Source organism: Subdoligranulum sp. DSM 23681, assembly GCF_057005535.1.
The window spans coordinates 2,502,764-2,521,092 of sequence record NZ_CM168050.1 but is presented as its reverse complement, the minus strand read 5'-3'; the positions used below and the strand labels follow the sequence as shown (position 1 = coordinate 2,521,092).

The 18,329-nt window shown below is 61.8% G+C and carries 17 protein-coding genes; 2 read left to right on the top strand and 15 right to left on the bottom strand.

All coding sequences use genetic code 11. The features are described from left to right. Positions 1-17: 17 nt before the first annotated feature. Together AC127K_RS11625 and AC127K_RS11620 are read right to left on the bottom strand one after the other, a co-directional pair. Entirely contained in the window at positions 18-1,706 is a 1,689-nt protein-coding gene (locus AC127K_RS11625) for a DAK2 domain-containing protein (RefSeq protein ID WP_483720717.1), read from the bottom strand. A gap of 47 nt (positions 1,707-1,753) precedes the next feature. Then, entirely contained in the window at positions 1,754-2,107 is a 354-nt protein-coding gene (locus AC127K_RS11620; RefSeq protein WP_294540368.1) for an Asp23/Gls24 family envelope stress response protein, read from the bottom strand. A 309-nt stretch (positions 2,108-2,416) separates the two neighbouring features. On the opposite strand from AC127K_RS11620, the gene AC127K_RS11615 reads away from it, so the two are divergent. Continuing rightward, positions 2,417-2,884, top strand: a complete 468-nt coding sequence (locus AC127K_RS11615) for a CBS domain-containing protein (protein WP_294540370.1) — start codon at positions 2,417-2,419, stop codon at positions 2,882-2,884. A gap of 78 nt (positions 2,885-2,962) precedes the next feature. Further along, entirely contained in the window at positions 2,963-4,108 is a 1,146-nt protein-coding gene (locus AC127K_RS11610) for an aldo/keto reductase (RefSeq protein ID WP_483720715.1), read from the top strand. Positions 4,109-4,219: 111 nt separating this feature from the next. Here the strand turns inward: AC127K_RS11610 and rplL are convergent, their stop codons facing one another. From rplL to AC127K_RS11545, 13 genes are all read right to left on the bottom strand, one after another. Further along, the gene (rplL, locus tag AC127K_RS11605) at positions 4,220-4,597 is read right to left on the bottom strand and encodes a 50S ribosomal protein L7/L12 (protein ID WP_294540374.1); all 378 of its coding nucleotides are present in this window, start codon (positions 4,595-4,597) and stop codon (positions 4,220-4,222) included. 96 nt (positions 4,598-4,693) lie between these two features. Further along, positions 4,694-5,206, bottom strand: coding sequence for a 50S ribosomal protein L10 (rplJ, locus tag AC127K_RS11600; RefSeq protein WP_483720713.1), 513 nt, complete (start codon positions 5,204-5,206; stop codon positions 4,694-4,696). Positions 5,207-5,453: 247 nt separating this feature from the next. Next, positions 5,454-6,146, bottom strand: a complete 693-nt coding sequence (rplA, locus tag AC127K_RS11595) for a 50S ribosomal protein L1 (protein ID WP_294540378.1) — start codon at positions 6,144-6,146, stop codon at positions 5,454-5,456. A gap of 57 nt (positions 6,147-6,203) precedes the next feature. Further along, on the bottom strand, positions 6,204-6,629 hold the full coding sequence (rplK, locus tag AC127K_RS11590) for a 50S ribosomal protein L11 (RefSeq protein ID WP_204648218.1): 426 nt from the start codon (positions 6,627-6,629) through the stop codon (positions 6,204-6,206). Positions 6,630-6,766: 137 nt separating this feature from the next. Further along, positions 6,767-7,306 carry a transcription termination/antitermination protein NusG gene (nusG, locus tag AC127K_RS11585; protein ID WP_294540382.1) on the bottom strand — a complete coding sequence of 180 codons (540 nt, stop codon included), beginning with the start codon at positions 7,304-7,306 and terminating at the stop codon, positions 6,767-6,769. A gap of 16 nt (positions 7,307-7,322) precedes the next feature. Next, the gene (gene secE / locus AC127K_RS11580) at positions 7,323-7,625 is read right to left on the bottom strand and encodes a preprotein translocase subunit SecE (RefSeq protein WP_294540384.1); all 303 of its coding nucleotides are present in this window, start codon (positions 7,623-7,625) and stop codon (positions 7,323-7,325) included. Between the two features lie 18 nt (positions 7,626-7,643). Beyond that, a complete protein-coding gene (rpmG, locus tag AC127K_RS11575) occupies positions 7,644-7,793 on the bottom strand; it encodes a 50S ribosomal protein L33 (RefSeq protein WP_204648215.1) in 150 nt (49 codons plus the stop codon). Positions 7,794-8,006: 213 nt separating this feature from the next. Further along, positions 8,007-11,489: a UvrD-helicase domain-containing protein gene (locus tag AC127K_RS11570; protein WP_483720711.1), complete on the bottom strand. Its 3,483-nt coding sequence runs from the start codon at positions 11,487-11,489 to the stop codon at positions 8,007-8,009. Positions 11,490-11,518: 29 nt separating this feature from the next. Continuing rightward, positions 11,519-14,863 carry a PD-(D/E)XK nuclease family protein gene (locus AC127K_RS11565; protein WP_483720710.1) on the bottom strand — a complete coding sequence of 1,115 codons (3,345 nt, stop codon included), beginning with the start codon at positions 14,861-14,863 and terminating at the stop codon, positions 11,519-11,521. Between the two features lie 46 nt (positions 14,864-14,909). Next, a complete protein-coding gene (locus AC127K_RS11560) occupies positions 14,910-15,524 on the bottom strand; it encodes a stage II sporulation protein R (RefSeq protein WP_483720709.1) in 615 nt (204 codons plus the stop codon). Positions 15,525-15,602: 78 nt separating this feature from the next. Continuing rightward, positions 15,603-16,511 carry a 4-(cytidine 5'-diphospho)-2-C-methyl-D-erythritol kinase gene (gene ispE, locus AC127K_RS11555; RefSeq protein WP_483720708.1) on the bottom strand — a complete coding sequence of 303 codons (909 nt, stop codon included), beginning with the start codon at positions 16,509-16,511 and terminating at the stop codon, positions 15,603-15,605. A gap of 23 nt (positions 16,512-16,534) precedes the next feature. Then, positions 16,535-17,719, bottom strand: coding sequence for a pyridoxal phosphate-dependent aminotransferase (locus AC127K_RS11550; RefSeq protein WP_483720707.1), 1,185 nt, complete (start codon positions 17,717-17,719; stop codon positions 16,535-16,537). After that, positions 17,719-18,198, bottom strand: coding sequence for an Lrp/AsnC family transcriptional regulator (locus AC127K_RS11545; RefSeq protein ID WP_294540399.1), 480 nt, complete (start codon positions 18,196-18,198; stop codon positions 17,719-17,721). The genes AC127K_RS11550 and AC127K_RS11545 overlap by 1 nt, the downstream gene beginning before the upstream one ends. Between the last annotated feature and the right edge of the window lie 131 nt (positions 18,199-18,329).

The following is an 18,329-nucleotide window of genomic DNA, read 5'->3' as shown; positions in this document are numbered from 1 at the left end:
TGTTTGTAAAACCTTGTTTACTCCACCGAGATCATGTAGTAGTACACCGGCTGACCGCCATTGATATGGCTGACTTCGATGTTGCTGCCACACTTGGACTGTACCAGCTCGGTGGTGCGTTCGGCGTCGGCCTCGTCCACATCGCAGCCGGAGATCACCGTGATGAACTGGGTATCCTTCTTGCGCATGGAGCGGGCCAGACGGTAGGTCATCTTGGTGATGTCGGAACCGGTGGCCACGATCTTGCCGTTTTCCAGGGCCATGATCTCGCCCTTCTTGATGGGCTTGCCGTCGAACTCACTGTCACGGGCGGCATAGGTCACCAGGCCGGTGGCCACCTTGTCGGCAGCCGCCATCATGTTGACGGCATTTTCGTCCGGGGACGCTTCGGGGTCAAAGTTCAGCATGGCGGTCATGCCCTGGGGCACTGTGCGGGTGGGCAGGACCAGGACCTTGCGGTCGGCCAGCTTCTGGGCCTGTTCCGCTGCCATGATGATGTTCTTGTTGTTGGGCAGGACCAGAACCGTCTGGGCGGGCACGCTCTGGATGGCCGCCAGGATGTCCTCGGTGGCGGGGTTCATGGTCTGGCCGCCGGACACAACGGCATCCACGCCCAGGTCACTGAAGACAGCACGCAGGCCTTCGCCGGCGGCCACGGCCACAAAGCCGTAGGTGCGCTCCGGGTCAACGGCCGCGTAAACGAACTCTTCACCGGCGGCCTTGCCTTCCGCTTCCGCCTGCTTTTCCAGGCTCTTGCCCTGCTTCTGGCGGGCCAGGAACTGCTCGTGCATATTCTCGATCTTGAAGTTGGTCAGGTAGCCGTACTTGATGGCCTCACTGAGCATCATGCCGGGATCGGCGGTGTGCACATGGCAGTTGGCCACGTCGTCGTCCTCAATGACCACCACGGAATCACCGTTGGATTCCAGGAAGGCCCGCAGCTTGGCCACGCTGGCATCCTCGTTCTTGTGCAGCAGGAACTGGGTGCAGTAGCCGTTCTTGATGTCCTCCACCTTCATCAGGTCGTCCGCAAAAACGCCCTTGCCGGCAGCGTCGCTGCTCAGTTTGGGTTTGGGGGCCACTTCCTCACTGGCGACCATGCCGCGGCCCTCAAAGACCTGCTGCATGCCTTCAAACACCAGCATGATGCCCTGGCCGCCCGCATCCACCACGCCGGCCTTTTTCAGGACGGGCAGCTGGTTGGGGGTATCTTCCAGGGCAGCCTGACCGGCCGCCATGACCTCGGCCCACAGGGCGGGCACTTCGGTGGCAGTGGAGGCGGCAGCGGCTTCGGAAGCCAGACGGGTGACGGTGAGGATGGTGCCTTCAGTGGGCTTCATGACCGCCTTGTAGGCAGCCTCCACGCCCATCTGCAGCGCCTTGGCCAGGTCAGCGGCCTCGGCGTTGGTTTTGCCCTGCAGCGCCTTGGAGAAGCCGCGGAACAAAAGGCTGGTGATGACGCCGGAGTTGCCCCGGGCGCCGCGCAGCATGGCGGAAGCGGCAGCCTTGCTGGCTTCGGCCACGGTGCAGGTATCGGGCATGGCCTGCAGTTCCTGGGTGGCAGCACCGATGGTCATGCTCATGTTGGTACCGGTATCGCCGTCCGGCACGGGGAAAACGTTCAGCTCGTCCACGCGGACGCGCTGGTTGGCAATGTTGTTGGCGCCGGAAAGGATGGCGTCACGCAGAGTTTTACCGTTGATCATGTATTCTTGCACCTCATTGTCTTACACTCAGTTCTTCTGGCGGGGGTTCAGTCGGAGATGATGTCATCCACATACACGTCGATGCGGGCCACTTTCAGACCGGTGGCACGCTCCACTTCATCCTGCACACGGTGGGTAATGCTCTGGGTAATGGATGCAATGTTGAGACCATACCCCACCTTGATATGCAGCGCAATGACAAGCTTGCCGTCCTGCTGAGACACACTGACGCCCTTTTCCGGCAGGCTGCCGTTGCGCAGGGTCTGGCGCACGGTGTTGGCAGCCGGATTCTGCCCCATGGCGGCGATGCCGTAGCAATGACGGGCCGCCTGGGCCACCAGGCCGGAGAAGTACTCATTGGTAAGCGAAATATGCCCATAGGGATTGACTTTTGTGATCACAAGCCGAACCTCCTTTATTTACGAGATCAGCGGCAAAGCGCCCCGCGGGGAATGCCGCCGGTGTTTTGCGCCGTATAATTATAGTTTATTATACACTATTTGGCGCCGTTTGAACAGGGGCATTTTTGAGAAACAAGCCGGAAAAAACATGAAAAGATGCCCAAAAACATCCGCCATTTTTGTCAGCCGGATTTTACATTCCATTCACAAAATTTCCATGCCGCCCGCGTATACTGGTTTTAAGGGAAGCGGCGGCTTCCCTTCCGCACCGCAATCGGCCCCCAACATTCCTCATAAGGAGACCCCGTTATGAACCTGCTCTTTTTCCTCACACCCAAGCAGGATGTCCTGTTCGTGTACGAGGATTTCACCCTGCGCCAGACCCTTGAAAAATGGGCCAACCAGCGTTTTGCCACCATCCCGGTACTGCGCCGCAACGGCGAGTATGTGGGTACCATCACCGAAGGTGACATTCTGTGGGGCATCAAGAACCTGCACGGGCTGGACCTGGACGCCAGCGAGGACGTCCCCATCTCCAGTTTTCCCCGCCGGCGGGATTACAAGGCCGTGCCCGTCACCACCGACATGCGCGCGCTGCTGCACGCTGCCATCGACCAGAATTTTGTGCCGGTGGTGGATGACCGCAATGTCTTCATCGGCATGGTACGCCGCACCGTGATCCTGCGCCACTTCACCGAGCAGTATGAGCTCACCGCGGAAAACAGCGGCAAAATGCCCCCGCCCAAAACCCGTCGTGCGGCTGCACAGCGGGCCTGAAACCCGACCCGGATACGGGGCGTGCCCACATCGGCACGCCCTTTTTTGCGGATATTGAACAAACAACGGAGGATTACCATGGAAAACAAATATGCATCCCTTTTCGGGGCCAAAAAGCTGGGATTCGGCATGATGCGCCTGCCCATGCGCAAGCTGGAAGAGGACGTCGAGGTGGTGGACACCGATCAGGTCTGCCAGATGGTGGATGAGTTCCTGGACCGGGGATTCCGCTACTTTGACACCGCCCACGGGTATCTGGACGGCAAAAGTGAACTGGCTGTGCGCCACTGCCTGACCAGCCGGTATCCCCGGGACCGGTACATCCTGACGGACAAACTGACCTCCTCCTTCTTCAAGACCGAAGCTGATATCCGGCCTTTGTTTGAAAGCCAGCTCAAGGCCTGCGGGGTGGATTACTTTGACTTTTATCTGCTCCATTCCATCACCGCCGACAACTATGACCACTACCTCAACTGCCATGCCTTTGAGGCGGTACAGCAGCTGAAGGCCGAAGGTCTGGTGCGGCATATCGGTTTTTCCTTCCACGACAAACCGGAGCTGCTGCGGCGCATCCTGACCGAACATCCCGAGATCGAGGTGGTGCAGTTGCAGTTCAACTACGCCGACTACGAAGATCCCGGCGTGCAGAGCCGCGCCAACTACGAGGTCTGCCAGGAGTTCGGCAAGCCGGTCATCGTCATGGAGCCGGTGAAGGGCGGACGTCTGGCCAACCTGATCCCGGAGGCTGCCCAGGTCTTTGCTGATCTGCACGGCGGCAGCGCTGCCAGTTATGCGGTGCGGTTCGCGGCCAGCTACGAAGACACCGGCATGGTCCTCAGCGGCATGAGCACCCTGGAACAGATGCGGGACAACCTGAGCTACATGCAGGCCTTCCTTCCGCTGACCGGTGCCGAGCGGGCGGCGGTCTCCCGGGTGTGCACCCTGCTGCACCAGCAGGATACCATCGCCTGCACCAACTGCCGCTACTGTGTGGCAGGCTGCCCCAAAGAGATCTTGATCCCCGACCTGTTCGCCTGCCTGAACGCCAAAAAGCAGTACAAGGACTGGAACAGCGAGTTCTATTATGAGGTGAACACCAACGGGCACGGCAAGGCGTCCGACTGCATCAAGTGCGGCCAGTGCGAGCATGTGTGCCCCCAGCATCTGCCCATCCGGAAGCTGCTGGTCCAGGCTGCCGAGATCTTTGAGAAGGCGGAAAGCTGAGCGGTACCCGACGGCTTGCCCTCTCCCTTGCCCTTTTCCTGACAGAATACAAAACAAAGGCCGCTGCCCTTTGCGGGGCAGCGGCCTTCTTAACTGTATGAGGGAAAAAGCTTACTTCAGTTCGACCTTGGCGCCGACTTCTTCCAGCTTCTTCTGCATCTCTTCGGCCTCAGCCTTCGGAGCCTGCTCCTTCAGCTTGGCGTCAGCGGTCTCAACCAGCTTCTTGGCTTCCATCAGGGAAGCGCCGGTCAGTTCCTTGACGGCCTTGATGACCTGCATCTTGTTGGCGCCGACGTCCTTCAGGATGACGTCGAATTCGGTCTTCTCTTCCTCAGCGGGAGCAGCAGCAGCGCCGGCAGCGGGAGCAGCGGCAGCGGCAACGGCGGAAACGCCGAACTCTTCGCAGATGGTGTCAACGAGCTCTTTCAGCTCCAGAACAGTCATAGTCTTGACAGACTCGACAATGGCAGTGATCTTTTCAGAAGCCATGGTAGGATACCTCCATTTAATTTTGAATTGTTTTGTGCGGCAGGCTTATTTTTCGAGGGGCCCATTCATGCCGCGGCCCTCATGCAGCCCGAAGGATCAGGCAGCGGGTTCTTCCTGCTTGTCGACGATTCCCTGGATGGCAACAGCCAGACCACCAATGATGGAGTTGAGGGAGCCGGCAACCATGGAGAGCAGACCCTCGAGGTTGGGCATGGTGGACAGGCTCTTGACGCCGGCTGCATCCAGCAGCTGACCATCGCAGAAGCCGCCCTTGACGGTGAAGCGCTTGGACTTGTCGTTGTCGGCGTACTTGCACAGGATGCGAGCAGCGGCGGCCGGGTCCTCAGCAGACAGCGCGATGGCGGTGTCGCCCTTGAAGTACTCGGTCAGGCCCTCGTAAGCGGTGCCGGCGACAGCGCGGCGCAGCATGGTGTTCTTCACGACCATATACTCAACGCCGGCTTCACGCAGTTCCTTACGCAGCTTGGTGTCGTTCTCAACGCTGATGCCGTTGTAAGCCACCACAACGCCGGCCAGAGAGCCGGTGATCTTGGTGTTCAGTTCGGCAACAAACGCCTTCTTGGATTCCAGAATCTTTGCACTGGGCATTTCTTTTTCACCTCGTTCCGCTTGCAGATTTCAGTTGAACAGGCAAGCGGCTTTTTCGGGAAAATCCCATGAAAAAAGCCCCTTCCCCGTTGCCGGGAAAAGGGGCTTGAAAAAGCAATCAAGCGCACGTTTCTCGGCAGGCGGGCTTGCGCCCGTTAGGCTGACTTTTGCATCAGCACCTGCTGTCTTAAAAACAGCGTAACTATTATAGCACCGAAACGTGCATTTGTCAACACTTTTGTGTCAATCAGACACCGTACTTCAGGGTGTTGACGCGAACGCCAGGGCCCATGGTGGTGGCGATGGTGGCGCTCTTGAAGTACTGGCCCTTGGCAGCGGCCGGCTTGGCCTTGGCGATGGCTTCCAGGACGGTGTCCAGGTTGACCATCAGCTTTTCGGCTCCGAAAGAAGCCTTGCCCACAGGAACATGGATGATGTTCTGCTTGTCCAGGCGGTACTCGATCTTACCGGCCTTGGCTTCGGTGACAGCGCGGCCCACGTCGGGGGTCACGGTGCCGGCCTTGGGGTTGGGCATCAGGCCACGGGGGCCCAGGATCTTACCCAGACGGCCAACACGGCCCATCATGTCCGGGGTGGTGACCAGAACGTCGAAGTCCAGGTAACCGCCCTGGATCTTGGCGATCAGATCATCATCACCGACTTCCTGCGCACCGGCAGCCTCGGCAGCCTTGGCGGCGTCGCCCTTGCAGATGGCGATGACGCGAACGTTCTTGCCGGTGCCGTTGGGCAGCACGACGGCGCCGCGGACCTGCTGGTCAGCGTGACGGCTGTCAACGCCCAGGCGGACATGCAGCTCGACGGTCTCGTCGAACTTAGCGCGAGCAGTCTTGCAGCACAGCTCCAGGGCTTCCTGCGGATCGTATACTTTGGTACGGTCGATGAGCTTGGCGCTCTCGACGTAATGCTTACCGTGTTTCATTACTCATTCCTCCATAATGTGGTGTATCGGAATCTTCCTCCCACGTTTGCGGCGGCCTCAGCCCTCGACGGTGACGCCCATGCTGCGGCAGGTGCCCTTGATCATGCTGACAGCAGCTTCCAGAGAAGCAGCGTTCAGGTCAGGCATCTTGGTCTTGGCGATCTCCTCGGCCTGAGCCAGGGTGATGGAGCCGACCTTGTTCTTGTTGGGCACGCCGGAGGCAGTGTCGATGCCGGCGGCCTTCTTGATCAGGACCGGAGCCGGCGGGGTCTTGGTGATGAAGCTGAAGGAACGGTCAGCGTACACAGTGATGACGACGGGGATGATCATGCCCATCTGGTTCTTGGTACGCTCGTTGAATTCCTTGGTGAAGGACATGATGTTGACGCCCTTCTGGCCCAGAGCAGGACCAACGGGCGGTGCCGGAGTCGCCTTGCCGGCGGGGATTTGCAGCTTGATATAGCCAGTGATTTTCTGTGCCATGATATTTGCACCTCCATAATTTGTGGTGAGTTACGGCCCCTTGGGGGCCTCCCACGGGCGCAGGAACGCGCCCTATAAAAACCGACCTGCGGTTTTTACCGAAAATTGCGGGCTGCGGCACATCTGCCGCTTTTGCTTTACAGCAGCTTGACCTGATACAGTTCCAGCTCGGCCGGAATCTCGCGGCCAAACATGGTGATCTTGACCTTGACCTTGCGCGCGGATTTGTCGATCTCCTCCACGGTGGCGACGGAGCCTTCCATCGGACCGGCGGTGATCTCCACCGTATCGCCCACCGCATAATCGATGGACGGTTCGGCGACCATTTCCACACCCAGCTTGGCCACTTCCTCTTCGGACAGGGGTTCCGGCTTGGAAGCCGGACCCACGAAGCCGGTGCAGCCGCGGGTGTTGCGCACAATGTACCAGGTTCTGTCGGTCATGACCATTTTGACGAACACATAACCGGGGTAGACCTTGTGCTGGACTTCCTTTTCCCCGATCTTGTTGCCCTGCTTGTCGAACACGTCTTCAACGGCGGTCTCCGTGGGGACCTTCACGTCGCAGATCATGTCCTGCAGACGGCGGTTTTCCACCATCGTCATCAGGTCCTGCGCGACCTTGTTTTCATAGCCGGAATAGGTATGCACCACATACCAATACGCTTGTTCAGCCATGGGTTCGCCTCCGCTTTTATGCACCGATGAGCAGGTGGATCAGGCCGCCGAACGCCATATCCAGCAGCACCAGCACCACGGCCGCGATGAGCACGACCACGATGACGGTGATGGTATTGGTCCTGACGTCCTTACGGCTGGGCCACACGACCTTTTTCAGTTCGCTCTTGGTGTCCTTGAAGAACTTGGCGATGCCTGCGAAGAAGCCCTTGACCTTGTCCATGAAAGAGGACTTTTTCTTGCCGGTGGCGGCTTTCTTGTCCTTCTTCTGTTCCGAAGCCTTGGCAGCGGTGTCATTGACCGCGTTCTTATCAGCCATTGTTCAGAGCTCCTTCACTTACTTGGTTTCGCGATGGACCGTGTGCTTTTTGCAGAAGCGGCAGTACTTCTTCATCTCGAGACGATCGGGATTGTTCTTCTTGTTCTTCTGCTTGTTGTAGTTGCGCTGCTTGCATTCCGTGCAGGCGAGGGTGATTTTGACAGTCATTGTTCGGCACCTCCATTATAACGGTTTGTAGCGGACCGCGCGGTCGAATTTCGGCGGTCCAAGCCTCCCTCGGCTTGCGGGCGGCCCTGAAAATGGGCACAAAAAATAAAACCCGCAAAAGAGGTGCTATCATAATAGCACAATATACCCTTACAAGTCAAGGGGCACAGGCAAATAAAATTACACTCTGCCGTTCAACCGGCCGGTTTCTCCTCATTGCAGAGGCACATCGACCTCCTGCTGCAGGGAGAAGGAATAGATGGTCAGACGGTTCACCGGCACCCCCAGGCGCAGCGCAAAGGCCCAACGATACAGCCGCAGCTGTGCCCCGTATTCCTTTATATAGTAATCCGGGTCCCGGGAACGGTCGGTCTTGTAGTCCACGATCTCGGCGTGGTCATCAAAGACCAGCACCAGGTCGGCAATGCCCTGTACAAGAACGGCGGCCCGGGCCGGCGCATCGCCGATGACCTCCGAGGCGGGCAGAGAGGTGATGAAGGGTTCTTCCCGCAGGATGCGCTTTGCCTGCCGGATGCGCCGCCACAGCGGCCCCTGCAGGAAGGGGCGCACCGCTTCCAGGTCCAGTACCTTGGCCAGCGCCGGATCCAGCAGACGCAGGTCCAGCTGGCGCTGCACCTCGGCATCCAGGTCGGGTTCCGCCTCCTCAAAAGGCATGCTTTGCAGAAAAGCATGCAGTGCGGTGCCACGTTCCGCCCCGGTCATTCCGTCTTTCTGCAGGAAGGCCGGACGTTCCAGCGCCACGTCCCGGGCCGCGTGGGTCACGGCGGAGACGCTGACCTTGACCGGGATATCATGCAGCAGTTCCGCCGGGTCCTGCCATTGGAAGTTCTGCAGCAGCGCCTGCTGCAGGGCTGCATCCGGCTGCGCCTCCGGCTGGGGAACCGCCGCGGCAGCGGGCGGAGGCGGGGTTTCCACCTGCACCTGCAGCGGGGCCTGACTGGACACATAGGTGGGCAGGAATTCGGTGTATCCCCAAAGCTTCTGCCCCATGGGATGGCGCAGCGCGGCAGTAAGCAGCCAGCCGCCCCAGTTCTGGAATCCCTGCAGCGTTTCGGCCCCGGTGGCCCCTGCCGCCGCACACAGCGCCGGCACGGCCAGTTCCCGTTGCAGATCCTTGCAGGGCACCGTGATGATAAGGGCATCCTGCGCACGGGTCAGGGCCACGTACAGGATCCGCATTTCCTCGCTGAGGGTCTCGGCACGGATGCTCTGGGCCAGGGCTGCGTAGGGCAGGGTCTTGTACCGGCTGGCCCGGGTGCCGTCCCGCAGGGTGAGCCCCACCCCCAGGTTGCGGTGGCAAAGCACCGGACGGACCACATCACTCTGGTTGAATTTATGGGTGGTGCCCGCCACAAAGACCACCGGGAATTCCAGGCCCTTGGAGCGGTGCACCGTCATGATGGAAACACAGCCGGGACGGCTCTGTCCCCCGCCGCCGGGGGTGACACCGCCGTTTTGCTGGGCGGCATTCATGGCGCGGATCAGGGACGGAAGTCCCCGGGCGCCCGCCCCGGAGGCCCAGGACGCAAACGCAAGCAGATCTTCCCGGCAGCGGGCACCGTCGGGCATGGCCCCCGCCGCAGCCAGATAGCCGGTGCGGGCAAAGAGCTCTTCGATCAGCGCCGGAACCGGCAGCGTGCGGGCCAGATGGCGGAAGGTCTGTAGATCGTCCAGGAAGGGACCGAACCGGTCCCGGGGTCCCTGGCGCACAGCGGCATACAGGCTGCCTCCCGGCACTTTGGCCCGCAGACGGACCAGATCATCGGGACGGCAGTCATACAGCGGACTGAGCAGCACCGCCGACAGCTCCACATCCTGGGCAGGGTTATCGATGATGCGAAGCAGCGCGGCAAAGGGCCGCACATGGGGGGTGTCCAGCAGATCGGCGGCAGCATCCGCGAAGACGGGGATGCCCGCCGCGCGCAGGGCCGACTCGTATACCGGGAAATCGCCCCGGCTGCGCAGCAGGATGCAGAAGTCCTCGCTGCGGCAGGGACGGACCTGGTCCCCTTCCCGTACCTGGAACCCATCCTTCTCCATGTCCAGGATCCGGGCTGCGATGGCCCGGGCATCGTCGGCGGCAGGGTCGGTGCAGCCGTTCAGGACCAGCAGTTCGCACCGGCCGTCGTAGCTGCCGGGTTTGCCCACCACCAGTCGCTGTCCCGGACCGTAGGCGATGCCGCCCAGGTTGGCGGAAAATACCTGGTCAAACAGGAAGTTGACGCCCTCGATCACCGCAGGCGCACTGCGGAAGTTGGCATCCAGCGCGATGGTGGCCGGTCGGGTCATGGTCCCGCCCGCAGGCACCGCGTACGGCGCCCAGGCTTTCTGTTTTTCGGTGAACACCGTAGGGTCGGCCTGACGGAAACGGTAGATGCTCTGCTTGATGTCTCCCACGAAAAAGAGGTTGTCCCCTTCGGGGGAAGCCAGAGAAAAATAAATGGCATCCTGCAGTGCGTTGGTGTCCTGGTATTCGTCCACCAGCACCGCCGCATAGCGGGCACTGACCGTGCGGCACAGGGCCGTGCGCTCCCCCGCCGGGGTCTGAAGCAGATCCAGGGTCAGATGCTCATAGTCGGCATAATCCAGCACCTTTTCTTCCAGCTTTGCCGCAAAGTATGCCTGGGAAAATTGCCGGACCACACGCACCAGGGCTGCCACCAGCGGTTCGGCGCGGCGGCGGTCCTCCTCAAATTCGGAGGCCGTACACAGCAGAAAGTCCGTCTTGAGCTTTTCCACCTGCTTTTTGGCCCGGTCCCGCAGTTCGCTGGCCGCCTGGGCGGCTGGGTTCTGATCCTTGCCACCCTTGATCCGACCGGGGCGCTTCCACTGCCCGAAGGGTTCCAGCGCCTGCACCGCCTTGTCCCAGTCACCGCCGCGCAGGCGGTTTGCCAGCAGCTGCAGTTTGCTCTGGTCATCCAGCAGCACTGCCGTGTAGGCACGGTCGGCTTCCTCGCTCCGGGTGGCGGAAGCGATGGCCGCATCAATGAGGCGCAGCGCCCCGTCCGTCCGGGCGGCGGCGGCAGAGAGAAGCGCCTTCCCCCACGCGGTATTCTGCGGCGGCTCGGTGCCGGCCCACATGGCGGCAAAGTCATCCAGGACCTGGTCGGGATGCGGCAGGGTACGGGTGAAATCGTACAGTTCCAGCACCACCGAACCGGCGGTATCATCAGTGCGGCCCCGGTCATACAGGTCCGCAAAGGCGCGGAAATCCGGGTCCGTATAGGCAGATTCCAGCACGGCAGCCAGGGTCTCCTGGCGCAGACGCCCCAAAGTGGCATCGTCGGCGGTCTCAAAGTCCGGCGGGATATCCAGGGCCGCAAAATGCTGTTGCACAAAGTGCAGGCAGAAGGCATCCACCGTGCCGATGGATGCCCGCTGCAGACGCAGCTGCTGGCGGCGCAGGCGGCTGTCGCCAGGATGGAGGCGTACCTCCGCCTGCAGCCGCGCGGTGATATCGGCCCGCAGTTTGGCCGCAGCCGCGTTGGTGAACGTCATGATCAGAAGGCTGTCCGCCTCCACCGGATGCACCGGGTCGGTGATAAGGCCCACGGCCCGTTCCACCAGGACGCGGGTCTTGCCCGAGCCGGCGGCAGCGCTGACCAGCAGACTGTCGCCCCGGGCCTGGATGGCGGCGGATTGTGCCGGGGTAAAACGAATGGTTGGATTGGCCATGGCAAACACCTGCAATTCAGTTCAGAAGGTCACAATTCGAAAGGGTCGCTTTCCGTGTCGGGAATGCGTTCGTTCTCGCCGTTGGCGTGGCGGCAGACCGAGCGGTAGTCACAGTACTGGCATGGACTCCGGCCGCCGGATACAAAAGGTTCGGCGGCAATGCGGCCGCCATACAGGTCCTGGGCCATCCGGGTGAGAAGCTCGTCCAGATGATCCCGGATCCGGGTCATTTTTTCAGGAGAGGCCAGATGTTTGCGGGAAGCCGCGCTGACATCCCCGTTCTTGTTGAAGTTCAGCGGGACAAACTCTCCGGTCCCACGGGTGTCCATGGCACGGCAGATGCCGGAATCGTCCAGCAGCAGACCGTCCAGCGGGTAGGTGGGCGGCGCCGGCGTTCCGTTCTGTCCGGATTCCGGACGCGCACCGGTGACGGGGGACGGGTCCGCCAGAAGATATTCCACACCGGCCGCGGTCGCGCCGGGGAAAAGGGCTTCGCCGTTGCGCTCCAGGGTAAACAGATACAGCAGCATCTGGCAGTCCAGCCCGTGATATACCTCTTTCAGGTCGAACTTTTTGCTGCCGGTCTTATAGTCCACCACCCGCAGCCAGGTCCTGCCGTTCAGCGGCATGGCATCCACCCGGTCGATGGTCCCTACCACCCGCACTGTGTGTCCGGCGCCGTCGTCCAGTTCCACCGGCGTCACCCGCGGGGCGCCGGGATCGTCCGGGTCGGGACGGTCATCGATACGCAGCTCAAACGCCACCGGCTTGAATCCCGACTGGTTCATATCCCGCTGGATAAAGCCCAGCAGCCCCACCAGGTTGCGGGCAATGCGTTCCAGCAGATACTGCATCCGCACGCCGGCACCGGGCAGATTGGCGTCGGCGTATTCTTTGACCAGATCCTGTACCAGGCTCTCGATCTCCTCCGGCTTCAGGGTGCGGAAGCTTTCTCCCTGCCGGCGCAGCGCCTGTTCCAGCACCCAGTGGGTCAGCGTACCGCTGATGTTGGGGGCCAGTTCGGCCTTCTGGCGCGGTTTGGCCTTCAGCACATACTGCATGAAGTACCCGAAGGGACACACCGCATACCGCTCAAAGCGGGTGGGACTGATATGCAGGCGCTGTCCCAGCAGCTTTTCCAGCGCTGCCGTGTCGGTGACCCGGGCAGGATCACGGCGGGCAGCCCGCTGCACCGCAGCAAAGCCCGGAGCAGCAGAGGGACTGTCCTGCACCGCCCGCAGCGCCTCCAGAACGGCAGCCCGCTGGGGTGTATTCTGCTGCCAGACGCTGCCCAGCAGATCCAGGGCCGCCGCAGGGGTGGCGCCCAGGTCCGCCGGTTCCGGCTCCACGCGGGGGATGGGCATCAGGTCCAGTGCGGGTGCCAGGGCAGCCGTGACCGGCAGCCCTGCTGCGCCTCCCGGCCAGGACATCCACAGCCAGCGGGCCGGGGCGGTCAATGCCTTGTAAAAGCAGACCTGTTCCCGGATGGCCCGGTTTTCAAAACAGTCGGGCAGTTCCGCCCCCTGGGCGATCATGGAGTCACGGTCGGCATGGGTCAGCAATCCCTGGTCTCCGGGGGTCTGGGGGAACTCCCCTTCCGCCAGACCCAGCACGAAACAGGCGTCGGTTTCCGGCAGCCGCATGCGGCCGGCCGTGGTAAAAATAACGCTGTCCAGACTTTGGGGGATGTGCCCCATATCGGTGGTGCGCAGCAGCAGGGAGAACAGGTCGGCGTACTCCGCAGGGGTCAGCATTTCTTTTTCGCCCAACAGGCGGACCAGATCGTTGAGCAGGCCGATGACCACGTTCCATTCCCGCAAGGCCTCGTCCGCCGCCGGCAGCATCCCTTTGGCACGCAGTTCTTCCGCCAGCTGCTGCAGGGAGCTCTCCGCCCCCAGCGACTGCAGGAAGAGGTAAATCCGGCGGGTAAGCTCCCCCACCCATGCGCCCCGGGCCTTGTCCAGGAAGGTCTGGGCCCGTTCCACCAGAAAAAGGCGGGCAGCCTCGGCATTGGCCAGATCGGTGCGGTCCTGTTCCGACCAGGTATCCACGTACCCGGAGGGATTGCGGGTGAACGGCGCCCGCCAGTCATCGGCGTGGAGGGGCCATGTGTAGGCATAGTTTTCCAGGGCACAGGCCTGCTCTTCCGGTATATGTACCAGCCCGGTCTTGAGCAGGCGCAGCAGGGCCGTGCCGCCAAGTCCGCCGCGCAGCAGTTCCAGTGCCGCCTGTACCGCCCTGGCCGGGGCGGTGTTTTCGGGGGTGGTGGCCTCGTCACAGAACAACGGAATGTTCTGCAGGCGGAATTCGTACCGGACAGCCGGCAGATACAGCCCGGAATCCCGGCAGATCACCGCCATCCGCCCGTAGGGCACGCCGGTCCGCGCCAATGCCTTGACGGCCGCCGCGGCAGCTTTGGCCTCCGCCTGCCGGCTGTCCGCCTGACAGCAGCAGATGGCCGGCTGCTCCCCCGCTTTGACCGGAACTGGGCCGTCGGGCGTATACCCGGGGTCGGCCAGAAGAAGAGACAGTTCGGCCAGCGCAGGGGCGTTCTCGTGGCGGTAATCACCGGTGAGGGTCATGGTATGCACCGGGACACCCGCCTGCCGTGCCATCCGCTGCAGGGTGGCGGCTACCTGTCTGGCTCCGCTGAACAATCCCACTCCGCCGTCGGTCTCCTGCAGATGGTCGCAGCAAAGGCTGACAGACAGGTCCGCGGCAGGCAGGATGGCCGCCAGCAGCGCCCGCTTGGGGGCGTTGAATGTATCGAACTCATCAATATACACCGTCCGGCCGGCAAAGAAATCCCGGCCGCCGTCCGCTTCCTGCAGGCGCCGTGCCGCCAGTTCCTGGCGGTCGCCGGGGTCCATGGCGGTGCCGGCCAGAAGCCCTTCGTAGGTCTCGTAAATCAGCGCCAGTTCCGAAAGCTTGTCCCTGTCGGCGCCGGGGGCACGGGCATATTCGGCCAGCTTTCCGGGGCGGATGCCGGCGCTTTTCAGCTCATCGATGGTCTGGGCCACCTTCTCGCAGAAGGCTGCGCTGTGCCGCTGGCGGCTGTAATACACCACCTGATCCAGCAAGGAATTCAGGGCCCGCCGCACCAGTACCGCACGGCCCGCCTCGGTCAGGGTCTGCACCGCAGCTCCGCCATACCGGCGCAGCAGGGTTTCCGCCAGAGAGGTGAAGGAGTAGCTCTCCACATAACCGGACAGGGTATCCCCCAATGTGCGGTACAGGGCCGCCTCGGTGGAGGAGGTGAACTGTTCCGGCACGATCAGGATGCTGCGCTGCCCCGCCTCCGCCCGGGACTTGAGTTCGGCCCGCAGGCGGGTGGACTTGCCGCTGCCCGAAGGCCCAAGAAGTAAAGTGAGCATGATAAACCGCCTTTCTGACAGAGTGATGGATGAAGAATGGAAGGATTCAGGCTCCGGTCAGGCCGCGGACGGCATCCAGAAGCGCAAAACGGACTTCGTACTGCCCGAAGACCAGGGCATTTTCCTCGGCGCGGTCATAGCGGGCCTCGCTGCTGCCCACGCACAGGGCAGGATAGAGAACGCAGAACCAGTTGTGTCCCCTGGCACTGCCCAGCTCAATGCGCAGTGCCGTATATTCGCCAGCCGGAAGACGGAAGGTGCCGTAATCCTTGGCCTCGAATTCCCTTTGTTCCAGCCGGACTTCCACATTCTGGCGCCCCTGCACCACGTTCCGGGCAATGGCCTTCAGTTCAGGCAATGCGGTCCGTACCGCCTCCACTGCCTGCTGCTTGGTCTGCGCATCAACGGTCAGTTCGGCCACCGTGTCCAGCACGGCGTCCCGGACCTGCAGTTTCAGCAGCTGGTCTTCCGGCGAATCGCTGTCGGCCAGGATGTGCAGGCGCAGGGTATCCCCGCAGATTTCCCGGCAGACCGCCCGGTAGCGTACCGCCGCGGCCGTCAGAAGGACCGTCAGTACAAATGCCAGGGCAAATCCGATTTCCAGGACCCGCCGCGCCGAAACGCGCCGGGAGATGTACAGAGCATACGGAAAATATTTCATGAACAGAACACCCCTTTCGCCATGAGTATGGGCGAAAGGGGCGGATAGGATGCGGCTGTGTGCGGAGTTTCACACAATTCACACGCCGGCAGGCCGGGACCGGCGCCGGGGTTCGGGGCGCACGGCTGCGCCGCCGCGGGTGGGACGTGCCACGTATACCTGGCTGTACTGACCACGCAGGGCATCGGCAGCGGCACGGGCCCGTTCTTCCTCCTCAAAGATGCCGAAGACCGCCGCGCCGGACCCGGTCATCAGACTGGTCAGGGCGCCGTTTTCATTGAGCAGGGCACAGATGGACGGTGTCTCGGTGGCACCGGAGCAATGTTCCAGGGCGTTGCCGGCCGCGGCACACACGCCGCGCAGGTCTCCGGCCCGCACGGCGGCTTCCTGCTTTTCGCAGTCAGGGTGCACCGGGCTGCCCAGCTGGTCATACCGCTGGAAAGCCTCCGGTGTGGAAATGCCCACGCTGGGCATGACCACCACAAACCAGCATTCCGGGCAGGGCGGCAGCGGCTTGAGCAGGTCGCCCACACCCCGCACCCGGCAGGTGCCGCCCATAAGCGCAAAGGGCACGTCTGCCCCGATTCCCGCGCCGATGGCGCAGAGTTCGCTCATGGAAAGACGGGCACCGTACAGTTCGTTCAGCCCCACCAGCACACCGGCGGCATCGGCACTGCCGCCGGCCATGCCGGCCCGTACCGGCACCTGTTTGTGGATGGTGATGTCCACCCCGGCCAGCAGGCCGGTATAGTCAAAGAAGGCCAGTGCCGCTTTGACCGCCGTGTTTTTGTTGTTCACCGGAACAAAGCTGCCGGGCATCCGCAGGTTCAGATAAGGACTGCGGCGCAGTTCCAGGCGTTCATACAGATCAATGGTCTGCATGACCATATCCAGGTCGTGGTATCCGTTGGGCAGGGTCCCCACCACATCCAGAGACAGATTCAGCTTGGCGGGGGCCAGCACGGTAACAATTTTTTTGGTATGCACAGGGGGATTCCCCTTTCCTAGCCTTATTTATTCTCGTTCAGCCAATCATGCTCTTCCAGGAAACGGCGGATGCGGCGCATGGCGGTCTGCAGGTGATCCACACTGTAGGCATAGCTGATACGGGCAAATCCTTCTCCCGAGGCACCGAAAGCGTCGCCGGGGACAATGGCCACCTCCTGCTCCCGCAGAAGCCGTTCGCAGAATTCTTCGCTGGTCAGGCCGCTGACCCGGATGCTGGGAAATACGTAAAAGGCGCCTCTCGGCTCAAAGCAGGTCAGTCCCATGTCATTGAGCGCCTTGACCACATAGCGGCGGCGGCGGTTGTACTCATCCCGCATGATCTCGATCTCGTCATCGCAGGAGCGCAGAGCCACAATGGCTGCATACTGGCTGGTGGTGGGGGCGGACATGATGCAGCTCTGGTGAATCTTGGTCATGACCGAGATCACCGGCTGAGGACCCACCGCATATCCCAGGCGCCAGCCGGTCATGGCGTATGCCTTGCTGAAGCCGTTGACCACAATGGTGCGCTCCTTCATCTCCGGCAGACTGGCAATGCTGACATGGCGGTCCAGGCCGTAGGTCAATTCGGCGTAGATCTCGTCCGACAGAACCATGATGTCGGTGCCGCGCAGCACCTCCGCAATGCCTTCCAGGGTCTGGCGGTCCATGACGGCGCCGGTGGGGTTGTTGGGGAAAGGCAGGATCAGCAGCTTGGTGCGGGGCGTGATGGCCGCGCGCAGCGCTTCCGGTGTCAGGCGGAACTCATCCTCTGCCTTGGTGGCAATATGCACCGGCACGCCGCCGGTCAGCTGGGTAATGGGTTCATAGCAGACAAAGCAGGGCTCGGGGATGATGACCTCGTCCCCCGGTGCCACCAGGGCACGGATGGTCATGTCGATGGCTTCACTGCCGCCCACCGTGACAAGAACGTTCTCCGGCTTGTATTCCAGATCCATGCGGCGGGACAGGTACCGGCAGATCTCCGCCCGCAGTTCCTTGATGCCGGCGTTGGCGGTGTACTTGGTCTTGCCCTGTTCCAGGCTGCGGATTCCCGCGTCCCGGATGCTCCATGGCGTTTTGAAATCGGGTTCCCCTACGCCCAATGAGATGCAGTGCGGCATATCCGCCGCCAGATCAAAAAACTTGCGGATGCCGGACGGCCGCATCTCCTTGGCCGCCGGTGCAAGCAGTTGGTCGTAATTCATCACAGCACCGTACACTCCCTGTCGTCAGCTTCTTCGTTCTGGTACAGCCGGCCGCCGCGCTTGTAGGTGCGCAGCACAAAGCTGGTCGCCGTGGACAGAACATCGTCCAGCGGAGACAGGCGCTTGGCAACAAAGAGGGCGATCTCCTGGAAACTGTGCCCCTTTATGGTGACCTGCAGGTCGTAGCCGCCGCTCATGAGCAGGACGCTGTCCACCTCATCAAAGCTGGCAATGACCGAAGCGATCTCGTCAAAGCCGCGGCTCTTGCGGGGAGAGACATGCAGCTCGATGGAGGCTTCCACCAGATTGACCCCGGCACGCTCCCAATCGATCAGGGCCTCATAACCGCGGATGTATCCCTTTTCGGCGGCTTCATCCATCATGGCGGCCACTTCCACCGGGGTCTTATCCATCATGGCGGCGATATCCTCCACCGACAGGCGGGCGTTCTTTTCCAGAATATGCAGCAATTCTTCCATAGTGCAGCTCCCCTTTTGCAAGAATCTTATGCGGCCGCCTTCCGCCGGATTCCGTCCGGAAGCAGCCCACAAGCCGGATGCCGCTGATCCGTTGCACCGGACGCGGCAGCGATTTCTTCTTATTATATCAT